The organism is Streptomyces sp. NPDC100445, from assembly GCF_044759735.1.
Lineage (GTDB): Bacteria > Actinomycetota > Actinomycetes > Streptomycetales > Streptomycetaceae > Streptomyces.
Window position 1 is genome coordinate 104,700 of the sequence record NZ_JBIVZV010000006.1, and the last position, 11,213, is coordinate 115,912.

The 11,213-nt window shown below is 72.5% G+C and carries 9 protein-coding genes; 1 reads left to right on the plus strand and 8 read right to left on the minus strand.

The window, feature by feature from the left end; genetic code table 11:
• Window positions 1-25: 25 nt before the first annotated feature.
• From aroC to ACIQVT_RS16760, 7 genes are all read right to left on the minus strand, one after another.
• Window positions 26-1,210, minus strand: coding sequence for a chorismate synthase (gene aroC, locus ACIQVT_RS16730; RefSeq protein WP_403753262.1), 1,185 nt, complete (start codon window positions 1,208-1,210; stop codon window positions 26-28).
• A 163-nt stretch (window positions 1,211-1,373) separates the two neighbouring features.
• Window positions 1,374-2,213 (minus strand): shikimate dehydrogenase, encoded by an 840-nt coding sequence (locus ACIQVT_RS16735; RefSeq protein ID WP_403753265.1) that lies wholly within the window; start codon window positions 2,211-2,213, stop codon window positions 1,374-1,376.
• Between the two features lie 91 nt (window positions 2,214-2,304).
• Window positions 2,305-3,963 (minus strand): endolytic transglycosylase MltG, encoded by a 1,659-nt coding sequence (gene mltG / locus ACIQVT_RS16740; protein WP_403753268.1) that lies wholly within the window; start codon window positions 3,961-3,963, stop codon window positions 2,305-2,307.
• A 122-nt stretch (window positions 3,964-4,085) separates the two neighbouring features.
• The gene (gene ruvX, locus ACIQVT_RS16745; RefSeq protein WP_403753271.1) at window positions 4,086-4,550 is read right to left on the minus strand and encodes a Holliday junction resolvase RuvX; all 465 of its coding nucleotides are present in this window, start codon (window positions 4,548-4,550) and stop codon (window positions 4,086-4,088) included.
• A 15-nt stretch (window positions 4,551-4,565) separates the two neighbouring features.
• On the minus strand, window positions 4,566-7,238 hold the full coding sequence (gene alaS / locus ACIQVT_RS16750) for an alanine--tRNA ligase (RefSeq protein ID WP_403753274.1): 2,673 nt from the start codon (window positions 7,236-7,238) through the stop codon (window positions 4,566-4,568).
• Window positions 7,238-7,585, minus strand: a complete 348-nt coding sequence (locus tag ACIQVT_RS16755; protein WP_403753277.1) for a hypothetical protein — start codon at window positions 7,583-7,585, stop codon at window positions 7,238-7,240. Before ACIQVT_RS16755 ends, alaS begins: the two co-directional genes overlap by 1 nt.
• Window positions 7,586-7,597: 12 nt before the next feature.
• Window positions 7,598-8,080, minus strand: coding sequence for a DUF948 domain-containing protein (locus ACIQVT_RS16760; RefSeq protein WP_403753279.1), 483 nt, complete (start codon window positions 8,078-8,080; stop codon window positions 7,598-7,600).
• A 136-nt stretch (window positions 8,081-8,216) separates the two neighbouring features.
• Here ACIQVT_RS16760 and ACIQVT_RS16765 point away from each other — a divergent pair, with 136 nt between their 5' ends.
• Complete coding sequence (locus ACIQVT_RS16765) at window positions 8,217-10,412, plus strand: ATP-binding protein (protein WP_403753282.1); 2,196 nt, start codon at window positions 8,217-8,219, stop codon at window positions 10,410-10,412.
• Window positions 10,413-10,433: 21 nt separating this feature from the next.
• On the opposite strand, the gene rpsD is transcribed toward ACIQVT_RS16765, so the two are convergent.
• Entirely contained in the window at window positions 10,434-11,048 is a 615-nt protein-coding gene (gene rpsD / locus ACIQVT_RS16770; RefSeq protein WP_362164832.1) for a 30S ribosomal protein S4, read from the minus strand.
• Between the last annotated feature and the right edge of the window lie 165 nt (window positions 11,049-11,213).

The window sequence follows — 11,213 nt, forward strand, 5'->3', positions numbered from 1 at the left end:
ATCAGGACGACCGCTGGCACGGCGTTCACCGGATCGCGAGGTTCTCGAGGTAGGACCGCACGTTGCGGCGGGTCTCGGGGACGGAGTCGCCGCCGAACTTCTCGGCGACCGCGTCGGCGAGGACGAGCGCCACCATGGCCTCGGCGACGATGCCGGCGGCCGGGACCGCGCAGACGTCGGAGCGCTGGTGGTGGGCCTGGGCGGCCTCGCCGGTGACGACGTCGACGGTCCGCAGCGCCCGGGGCACGGTGGCGATCGGCTTCATGGCCGCGCGGACGCGCAGCAGCTCACCGGTGGTGAGACCGCCCTCGGTACCGCCGGAGCGGCCGGTGGAGCGGCGGATGCCCTCGGGGGTGGTGACGATCTCGTCGTGCGCCTGGGAGCCGGGCACCCGGGCCAGTCCGAAGCCGTCGCCGACCTCGACGCCCTTGATCGCCTGGATGCCCATGAGGGCGGCGGCCAGGCGGGCGTCCAGACGGCGGTCCCAGTGCACGTGCGAGCCGAGGCCGACCGGCACGCCGTAGGCCAGCACCTCCACGACGCCGCCGAGCGTGTCGCCGTCCTTGTGGGCCTGGTCGATCTCCGCGACCATCGCCTTCGACGCGTCGGCGTCCAGGCAGCGCACCGGGTCGGCGTCGAGCTTCTCGACGTCGGCCGGGGTGGGGTGGACGCCGTAGGGGGCCTTGGCGGCGGCCAGCTCCACGACGTGGGAGACGATCTCGATGCCGGCCGTCTCCTTCAGGTACGACCGGGCGACCGCGCCGAGGGCCACCCGGGCGGCGGTCTCACGGGCGGAGGCGCGCTCCAGGATCGGGCGGGCCTCGTCGAAGCCGTACTTCTGCATGCCGGCGAGGTCGGCGTGGCCCGGGCGCGGGCGGGTCAGCGGCGCGTTGCGGGCCAGTCCGTCCAGCACCTCGGGGTCGACCGGGTCGGCCGCCATGACCTGGTCCCACTTGGGCCACTCGGTGTTGCCCACCATGACCGCGACCGGGGAGCCGAGGGTCAGGCCGTGCCGGACCCCGCCGAGGAAGGTGACCTCGTCCCGCTCGAACTTCATCCGCGCACCGCGGCCGTAGCCGAGCCGCCGCCGCGCGAGGTGGTCCGCCACCATCTCCGTGGTGATCGGCACGCCGGCGGGAAGGCCCTCCAGCGTCGCGACAAGTGCGGGACCGTGCGACTCGCCCGCGGTCAGCCAACGCAGCCTGCTCAACGATGCTCCTCAGTGTTCGCGCCCGGTACTGCCCGGCGTACGCGGGTGTGCGCGTACGGCGACGGCGCGACCGGGTGCGCGATCCCGGTACGCCACCCCCGATCCTCCCACGTCCGAGGGGGCCGGCGGCCTCCGGTCCACAGGACGGACGCCCGCGCGGGTGTCAGCGGGCGGCGAGCGCGTGCTCGCCGGCGCGGCGCATGGCCTCCACCGGGGCCGGGGCGCGCCCGGTCATCCGCTCGACCTGGAGGACGGCCTGGTGCACCAGCAGGTCCAGTCCGCTGACCACGGCGCCGCCGAACATCGACCAGCGGGCCGCCAGTTCGGTGGGCCAGGGGTCGTACAGCACGTCGAAGAGGGTCGCGGGACGTTCCGGTACCGCGGCGGCGAGGGCGTCGGTGGTGTCGGCGGGCGTGGTGGCGATCACCAGGGGTGCGCGCAGTGCCTCGGCGGCGTCGGCCCAGTCCGCCGTACGGACCTCCACGTCGAGCCGCTCGCCCCACTGCCGCATCTCGGCGGCGCGGGCGGCGCTGCGGACGTAGGCGACGACCTCGCCGGTGCAGACCCGGGCGAGGGCGGCGAGCGCGGAGGAGGCGGTGGCGCCGGCGCCGAGGACCGCGGCGGAGTCGACCTGCTCGATGCCGTGCTCGCGCAGCGCGGCCACCATGCCGGGGATGTCGGTGTTGTCGCCGATCCGGCGGCCGTCCTCGGTGAGGACGAGCGTGTTGACCGCGCCGACGGCGGCGGCGGTCTCGCTGACCTCGTCGGCCAGGGCGATGACCGCCCGTTTCAGCGGCATGGTCAGCGACAGCCCCGCCCACTCCGGCCCGAGCCGGTCCAGGAAGCCGGGCAGGGCGGCCTCGTCGACCTCGAAGCTGTCGTAGGACCAGCCGGTGAGCCCGAGGGCCTCGTAGGCGGCCCGGTGCAGCACCGGGGAGAGGGAGTGGGCGATGGGTGAGCCGAGCACGGCCGCACGGCGGCCGTCGACTGCCCTTGATGTCATGGAAACCTGTCCTTGTGCCACGCGGGTCCGGGTGTGTCGCCGCGCCCGGGCCGCGTCCGTCGCCGCGTGCGCCGGGGTGTCCGTCCCGCCGTCAGTTCTTCTTCCGAGACGCGTTCCACTCGTTGACGAGCTTCTCGTGGTCCTCGAGCGTCTTGGTGAACTTGCTGGTCTTGCCGTCCATCGAGATGAAGTAGTACCAGCCGTCGTGCGTCGGATCGAGCGCTCCCCTGAGGGCTTCCTCGCCGGGGTTGTCGATGGGTCCCGGCGGCAGGCCCTTGGAGAAGTACGTGTTGTAGGGGTTGTCGTACTTCCGCAGCTCGGCGATGCTGAGGTCGATCTTCGACTGGTTCTTCACGTAGTTGTAGGTGGAGTCGAACTCCAGCCGCCCGTACGTCTGCGGGTTGTCGGGCTCGAGGCGGTTGTAGACGACCTCGGCCATCTTGCGGAAGTCGTCGTGGCTCGTGCCCTCGGCCTGCGCCAGGCTCGCCACCGTGAGCAGCTGCCACGGGTTGTCGAGGCCCAGCGACCGGGCCCGGCTCTCCACGCCCAGTTCCTGGAACTTGGCGGTGGCCTGGGACACCATCTTCTTCAGCACGGCCTCGGGTTTCTGGCCCTTGGTGACGGCGTAGCTGGAGGGGTAGAGGAAGCCTTCCAGCGGGTCCTTCAGCTGGGCGTGGTTCAGCGCCCAGGCGGGCAGCCCGAGGTGCTTGTAGTCCTTGCGCGCGACCCGTGCCGTGGTGCCGGCCGGCACCCCGAGGCGCTTGTCGACCAGGGTGTAGACGGCCGTGTTGCGCAGCCCCTCGGCGATGATCAGGTTGCTGCGGCTCTTCGGGCTGAGCATGAGTTCCACCGCGCTCGCGGCGGACATCTGTTTCTCCAGGGTGTAGACGCCGTCCTGGATCGACTTGCCCCGGGGGTTGGCCTGGAGCGCGGAGACGAACGCGGCGGAGCTCTCGACGACGCCCGCCTGCTTCAGCTTCCCGCCGATCTCCCAGCCGCCGGCGTCCTTGGGGATCTCCACCGTGACCTGGTGGCCGTTCCCGCTGCCCGCGTAGTCGGGGGCCGCGCCGAAACGGTTCTGGTAGAACTTCCAGCCGAAGTAGCCGAGGCCGCCGAGGCCGCCGCCGAAGACCAGGACGACCACCATGCAGGCGCAGCCGGTGCGCCCCTTCTTGCTCTTGACGGGTTTCTTGCCGCGCCGCTCGCGCCGGGTCGGCGGCTCGGCTTCCTCGGCGTCGTCCGTGTCGACGCCGTCGCCCCCGAGGACGTCGGGCTCCTCCTCGGCCGGTTCCGCGGCCTCCGGGCCGGGGCCGGGCCGTCTGCGGCCGGGCGGCACGGGCGGCGGATAGGCCTCCTCCGTGCCGTACAGGTCGGGCTGCTCCCCGCCGTAGGCCACGGGCCGCTGGCCGTACGGGTCACCCGGGTCGGCGGCGTACGGCACCTGGCCGTGGGTGCCGGTGGCGTCCCATCCGCCCTGCGGGAACTGCTGGGGGGCGTGCCCGGCGTACTCCTCGTCGTAGCGGGGAGCGCCGGGTTCCTGGTCGTACGGGTGGTGCTGCGCGTCGTGACCGGGCTGGTGCTGCCCGTTCCAGTCGCCGTACTGCGGCTCCTGCGGATGGTGCTGGGGCAGGCCGCCGTAGGGGGACCGCTGACCCTGCTGGGCGTGCTGTCCCTCCCATCCGCCGTCCCCGTACAACGGGTCCTGCGGATGCCACGGTTCGGAGCCGGGGCCCCGGCCATACTCAGTCATCGATCCCCTAGAGCCGCGAGGCCGGCGGTCACGCGGCCGGTGGGCCGGTTTCCGCTCCGCCTCTTGCTGTGCGCAGGCTGTTCGAACACCGGCGCATCGCGCGGAACGTTACCGTATCGCGATCAGATGACCACTTCGACGCCTTCGCCGGGTGCACTGCCTGACACCCGTTCGGATTCCAGGGCCTGCTGCAAAATGATGACCGCGGCCGCCTGGTCGATGACCGCGCGGCCCTTCTTCGACTTCACGCCCGAGGCACGCAGCCCCTGACTGGCCGTCACGGTCGTCATCCGCTCGTCCATCAGGCGCACCGGCACCGGCCTGATGCCGCCGGCCAGCTCCTGGGCGAAGGCGCGCACCTTGACCGCGGCCGGGCCCTCGCCCCCCTTGAGGGAGCGAGGGAGACCGACGACGACCTCGATCGGTTCGTACTCCTCCACCAGTTGACGCAACCGGCGGTGGGCGGCGGGGACGTCCCGGCCGGGGACGGTCTCCACCGGGGTGGCGAGGATCCCGTCGGGGTCGCACGAGGCGACCCCGATCCGGGCGTCCCCGACGTCGATCGCGAGCCGGCGTCCTCTGCGCATGGTGATGGCCGTCCCCTACTTGGCGGTCTCGGCGACGAGCCGCTCGACGGCCTCGACGGCCTCGCCGACGGCGGCCGGGTTCTGGCCGCCGCCCTGGGCGACGTCCGGCTTGCCGCCACCGCCGCCACCGAGGGTCTTGGCGGCGGTCCGGACCAGGTCGCCGGCCTTCAGGCCACGCTCGCGCGCGGCCTCGTTGGTGGCGATCACGGTCAGCGGCTTGCCGTTGTTGACCGCGAACAGGGCGACGACGGCGGCCCGGCCGCCCTGGATCCGGCCGCGCACGTCCAGGACCAGCCTGCGCAGGTCGTCCGGGGTGGTGCCGTCGGGGACCTGTCCCGTGACGACGGCGACACCGCGCACGTCCGTGGCGGACTCGGCGAGTCCGGCGGCGGCCTGGAGCACCTTCTCGGCGCGGAACCGCTCGATCTCCTTCTCGGCGTCCTTCAACTTGCCGAGCATGGCGGAGACCTTCTCCGGCAGCTCCTCCGGGCGGCCCTTGACCAGCTCCTGGAGCTGGGCGACGACCGTGTGCTCACGGGCGAGGAAGTGGTAGGCGTCCACACCGACGAGGGCCTCGATGCGGCGGACCCCGGAACCGATGGAGGACTCGCCGAGCAGCTTCACCAGGCCGAGCTGGGCGGTGTTGTGCACGTGGGTGCCGCCGCACAGCTCCTTGGAGAAGTCGCCGATGGTCACCACGCGGACCCGCTCGCCGTACTTCTCGCCGAACTCGGCGATGGCGCCCTGCTTCTTGGCCTCGTCGATGCCCATGACCTCGGCGTGCACGTCGAGGTCGCGGGCGAGGACCTCGTTGATCTTCTGCTCGACGTCGGTCATGACGGCCGTCGGGACGGCGGACGGGGAGCCGAAGTCGAAGCGGAAGCGGCCGGGCTGGTTCTCGGAACCGGCCTGGGCGGCCGTCGGGCCGAGGGCGTCGCGCAGCGCCTGGTGGGTCAGGTGGGTCGCCGAGTGGGCGCGGGCGATGGCCTTGCGGCGGCGCGAGTCGATCGAGGCGTGGGCCCGGGCGCCGACGGTGACCTCACCGACCTGGACGACGCCCTTGTGGACGTAGACGCCCGGGACCGGCTTCTGGCAGTCGCGGACCTCGATCACGGCACCGGAGTCGACCCGGATGCGGCCGGTGTCACCGATCTGGCCGCCGCCCTCGGCGTAGAACGGGGTGCGGTCCAGGACGACCTCGACCTCGTCGCCCTCGGTGGCGGCCGGCGAGGAGACGCCGTCGACGAGGAGGCCCACGATCGTGGTCTCGCTCTCGGTGTCGGTGTAGCCGGTGAAGTCGGTGGCGCCGGCGGCGTCGGCGATCTCCCGGTAGGCGCCCAGGTCGGCGTGGCCGGTCTTCTTGGCCTGGGCGTCGGCCTTGGCGCGCTCCCGCTGCTCCTTCATCAGGCGGCGGAAGCCGTCCTCGTCCACGGAGAGGCCCTGTTCGGCGGCCATCTCCAGGGTGAGGTCGATGGGGAAGCCCCAGGTGTCGTGGAGCAGGAACGCCTTGTCGCCGGAGAGGACCGTGCCACCGGACCGCCGGGTCTCGGTGACGGCGGTGTCGAGGATGTTGGTGCCGGCCTTCAGCGTCTTGAGGAAGGCGTTCTCCTCGGCGACGGCGACCTTCTCGATGCGCTCGCGGTCGGTGACCAGCTCGGGGTACTGCTGGCCCATCATGCCGATCACGACGTCGATCAGGTCGTGGACGACCGGGCCGGTGGCGCCGAGCAGGCGCATGTTGCGGATGGCGCGGCGCATGATGCGGCGCAGCACGTAGCCGCGGCCCTCGTTGCCCGGCGTGACGCCGTCGCCGATGAGCATGGTGGCGGTGCGCATGTGGTCGGTGACGACGCGCAGGGAGACGTCCGAGGCCTGGGCCTCGCCGTAGCGGACCCCGGTCAGCTCGGTGGCCTTCTCGATGACGGCCATCGACGTGTCGATCTCGTACATGTTGCGCACGCCCTGGAGGATCATGGCGAGCCGCTCCAGGCCGAGGCCCGTGTCGATGTTCTTGCTCGGCAGGTCCCCGAGGATCTCGAAGTTGTCCTTGCCGATGCCCTCGCCCCGCTCGTACTGCATGAAGACGAGGTTCCAGATCTCCACGTACCGCTCGTCGTTGACGGCGGGGCCGCCCTCGGCGCCGAACTCGGGGCCGCGGTCGTAGTTGATCTCGGAGCAGGGGCCGCAGGGGCCGGGGACGCCCATGGACCAGTAGTTGTCCTTCATGCCCAGGCGCTGGATGCGCTCCTTGGGCACGCCGACGACCTCGTGCCAGATGCGCTCGGCCTCGTCGTCCTCCTGGTAGACCGTGATCCACAGGCGCTCGGGGTCGAGGCCGTAACCGCCCTGGTCCTGGGAGCTGGTGAGCAGCTCCCAGGCGAACTTGACGGCGCCTTCCTTGAAGTAGTCGCCGAAGGAGAAGTTGCCGCACATCTGGAAGAACGTGCCGTGACGCGTGGTCTTGCCGACCTCTTCGATGTCCGGCGTGCGCACGCACTTCTGCACGCTGGTGGCGCGGCTGAAGGGGGGCTTGACCTCACCCAGGAAGTAGGGCTTGAAGGGCACCATGCCGGCGGGGACCAGGAGCAGAGTCGGGTCGTCCGCGATGAGCGACGCCGAAGGGACGACGGTGTGCCCGCGCTCCTCGAAGAAGCTCAGCCAGCGGCGGCGAATCTCGGCCGACTCCATCAGTAGTCCTCATTCCGGTTGTGCGTGTACGTCGGATTCTCGATGTACTTCGGGTTGCTGCGGTCGTTCTCGATGGCGGCGTACCGCCGGAGGGCGGCCGGGCCGGGGGGCGCGTCGATGCCCAGCGCCTCCCCCAGTTCGGCCTCGCGCCGCGCCATGTTGTCGCGGACGTCGAGCGCGAAACCGACCGCGCGGTCCTTGAGCCGCTGACCGGTCTCCAGCGCCTTGTTCGCCGCGGAGGCGGCCAGGCTGTCCGGGGTCAGCTGCCTGAGCTTGCGGTTGACCTTGGTGGTGGCCCACACACCGGCGGCGGCACCCGTGGTGAACCAGAACGTACGGCGGAACATTCGACCGGTCTCCTACTTTTCGGTGTTTCCGCGGTTCCGCCTGCCCCGTCGCGCGGCCGGCACCGTCCGGCCCACGATGACGGTGCGCCGGGTCGGCCCGGCGGGCGCGTCCTGCCCGCGGCCGCCCAGCGCACGGCGGACGCCGTAGCCGAAGGCCGCGACCTTGACCAGCGGCCCACCGAAGGTGGAGGCGACGGTGGTGGACAGCGCGGAGGCGTTGGACGTGACTTCCTGGACGTCCGAGGCGATCGCGTCGACCCGGTCGATCTGCGTCTGCGCGGAGCGCACCGCCTGGGAGGCGTCGGCCAGCAGCGGGACCGCCTGGTCGGTCACGTCCGCGACGAGCTTGGTGGTCGCCCTGAGCGTCTGGGCCAGCCTCGCCAGTGCCACGGCGAGGAAGGAGACCAGGATCGCCCAGAAGACGGCCACCAGGATCCCGGCCACCTCTCCACCGGACACTGTGCGCACCCGCTCCCTGATACGTGCTCTGAACATCGGAACCATGAAAAAAGCAGTGCCCCGAGCCTATCGCGCCGGGGCCGGGGCTCCGCACCGTGTCAGGACCCGTCCCCGGCTCGGTCGCGGGAAGCGATTGTACGGAGTGAACACAGTTCAGTACGCTCCGTGTCCCATGCGAGGTCCTCAGGCCACCGGCCCCTGGGCGGACGCCGATCCGCCCCTCGAACTCACCGCCTTCGTCGGGCGTACGGCCGAGCTGGCCGCGCTGGCTGCGGCGCTCGGCCGGACCCGGCTGGTGACGGTGACCGGCACGGGCGGGGTCGGCAAGTCCCGGCTGGCCGTGCGCGCGGCGGCGCGCTGGGCGGCCGGTGCCGCCCCGGACGGCGCGGGCTGGGGGCGGGTGGACCTGGCGGCCGTCCGCGATCCGCAGTTCGTCGAGTACGCGGTCGTGGAGGCACTCGGTCCGGTCGACCGGACCGGCCGCCCGCCCCGCGAGACGCTGCTGGAGCACCTGGCCGGCCGGCGGGCGCTCCTGGTGCTGGACGGGGTCGAGCACCTGGCGCCGGCCTGTGCCGAGCTGGTGGCGGAGCTGCTGCGGAAGCTGCCGCGGCTCGGGGTGCTGGCCGTGGGCCGGCGACCGCTGGGCCTCGCGGGCGAGCGGCTGTTCCCGCTGGCCCCGCTGACCGCGGACGAGGCGGTGGAGCTGTTCACGGACCGGGCGCGCGAGCAGGGCGTCACGGTGGCCGACGACTCCGAGGTACGGGAGCTGTGCCGCCGGCTGGACGGCATCCCGCTGGCACTGGAGCTGGCGGCGGGACGGCTGCGGGCGCTGTCGCCCGCCCAGCTGCTCCAGCGCCTGGACGACCGGTTCCGGCTGCTGACCGGCGGCGGCCGGGACGCGCTGCCCCGGCACCAGACGCTGCGCACGGCGATCGGCTGGAGCCACGAGCTGTGCACGCCCGCCGAACGGCTGCTGTGGGCCCGGCTGTCGGTGTTCGCCCGGACCTTCGACCTGGAGGCGGCCGAGTACGTGTGCAGCGGGGACGGGCTGGCCGCCGAGGACGTCCTGGACGTGCTGTCGGAGCTGCTGGCCCAGTCGGTCGTCTCCCGCGAGGAGTCGGCGGCGGGCCCCCGCTACGCCATGCTGGACACCGTCCGGGCCTACGGCGCCGAGTGGCTGGAGGCGACCGGGGACGCCGAGCGGCTGCGGCGGCGGCACCGCGACTGGTACCTCGGTCTCGCCACCATGTGCGAGCTGGACTGGTTCTCGCCCCGGCAGCGGGAGGTGGCCGCGCGGGTCGACGCCGAACTGCCCAATCTGCGGGCCGCGCTGGACGTCTCGCTGACCGATCCCGAGGACGCGCACCTCGGCCAGTACCTGGCGGGCTCGCTGTGGTTCTGCTGGGTGGGCTGCGGGCGGCTCGCGGAGGGGCGGCGGTGGCTGGAGCGCAGCGTGGAGCTGGAGTCGGGGTACGAGCGGTCCCGGCTGAAGGCGCTGTGGGTGCTCGGCTACGTGGCGGTCCTCCAGGGCGACGCCGTGGGCGCGCTCAGGGCCCTCGGAGCCTGCCGCGACCGGGCGGAGCGGGCGGCCGATCCCACGGCGCTGGCGTACGCCGAGCACCGCACCGGCTGTCTGGCCCTGGTCACGGACGACATGGCCGGCGCGGAGACGCTGCTGCGGTCGGCGCTGGCCCGCTACCGGGAGATCGGCGAGCTGAACAGCAACGTGCTGATGGGCCAGGTGGAGCTGGCGATGACCCGCGCGTTCCAGGGGGACCTGCCGGACGCGGTGCGCCTGTGCGAGGACGTGCGCCAGGTGTGCGAGGACCACGGGGAGCGGTGGACGCGGTCGTACGCCCTGTACGTGCTCGCGTACGCGGCCTGGCGGGACGGGGACACCGCCGGGGCGCGGGCGCTGCTGACGGACAGCCTGGGCCACGCGCACGCCTTCCGCGACGTGCTGGCCTGCGTCCTGGTGATCGAGCTGCTGGCCCTCGTGACGGTGACCGAGGGCGACGCGGCCGAGGCGGCCGTGCTCCAGGGCGCGGCGGGCCGGCTGTGGCCCTCGGTGGGGCTGCCGCTGTTCGGCTCGGCGCACTACAACGCGCCGCACGAGCGGTGCGAGGCGTCCGCGCGGCGGGCGCTCGGCGACGAGCGGTACGAGGCGTGCGTGCGGCAGGGCGCCGGACTGGACCGGGAGGCGGTGGTCGCCCGGGCGCTGGGACACGGCGCACGGCCGCCGGGCGGCCTGCCGGGGCCGCGCGGGCCGGTGCCCGGGGACGACGGCGGGGACGACGGGCGCGGGAGGGCCGGGAAACGCGAACCCGCCGCCTCGCCCACCCGGAAGGGCGGGGAGACGGCGGGCTGAGGACTGCTGCCGCGGCTGGGATCAGCGGGCGTAGTACTCGACGACGAGCTGCTCGTCGCAGATCACCGGGATCTCCTTGCGGTTCGGCTCGCGGTCCAGGCGGAAGGCCAGGGCGCGGAGGTTCACCTGGAGGTAGCGCGGGGTCTCGCCGTCGGGGGCGAAGCCACCCTCGCGGGAGACCTGGAAGAGCGTCTTGTCCTTGGAGCGGTCGCGGACCTGCACGACGTCGTCCGGACGGACACGGAAGGACGGCTTGTCGACCTTCTGGCCGTTGACCTGGATGTGGCCGTGGACGACCATCTGGCGGGCCTGGTAGATCGTGCGGGCGATGCCCGAACGCAGGACCAGCGCGTCGAGACGGCGCTCGAGCTCGATGATCAGGGCCTCACCGGTCTTGCCCTGGACCTTGGAGGCACGCTCGTAGGCGCGGACGAGCTGACGCTCGGACACGTCGTACTGCGCGCGCAGACGCTGCTTCTCCAGCAGACGGACCTTGTAGTCCGAGTTCTGCTTGCGGCCGCGGCCGTGCTCACCCGGCGGGTAGGGGCGGGCCTCGAAGTACTTGACGGCCTTCGGGGTCAGCGCGATGCCGAGGGCACGCGACTTCTTGACCTTGGGGCGGGACTGGTTCGCCACTGTCTGTGTCTCTTTTCGTGAAATCCGGCTTGTCAGCGTTTAGGGAGGTCGCATCCGCAGCCGGGAGAACCCGCCGGGTCCACGAGGGACCTGCCGGGCAGCCGCTTCCCTGGTCTGGGCACATACGTGCAGCACGCGAGTGGCCCACCGACCGTTTCCGGAACT

What these genes read in the sequence shown, in the direction of transcription:
- ruvX (WP_403753271.1), bottom strand. Translation starts at nt 4,550, where the DNA reads ATGCGCAGAGGACGCCGGCTCGCGATCGACGTCGGGGACGCCCGGATC.
- ACIQVT_RS16760 (WP_403753279.1), bottom strand. Translation starts at nt 8,080, where the DNA reads ATGTTCAGAGCACGTATCAGGGAGCGGGTGCGCACAGTGTCCGGTGGA.
- ACIQVT_RS16765 (WP_403753282.1), top strand. Translation starts at nt 8,217, where the DNA reads ATGCGAGGTCCTCAGGCCACCGGCCCCTGGGCGGACGCCGATCCGCCC.
- ACIQVT_RS16755 (WP_403753277.1), bottom strand. Translation starts at nt 7,585, where the DNA reads ATGTTCCGCCGTACGTTCTGGTTCACCACGGGTGCCGCCGCCGGTGTG.
- ACIQVT_RS16735 (WP_403753265.1), bottom strand. Translation starts at nt 2,213, where the DNA reads ATGACATCAAGGGCAGTCGACGGCCGCCGTGCGGCCGTGCTCGGCTCA.
- mltG (WP_403753268.1), bottom strand. Translation starts at nt 3,963, where the DNA reads ATGACTGAGTATGGCCGGGGCCCCGGCTCCGAACCGTGGCATCCGCAG.
- alaS (WP_403753274.1), bottom strand. Translation starts at nt 7,238, where the DNA reads ATGGAGTCGGCCGAGATTCGCCGCCGCTGGCTGAGCTTCTTCGAGGAG.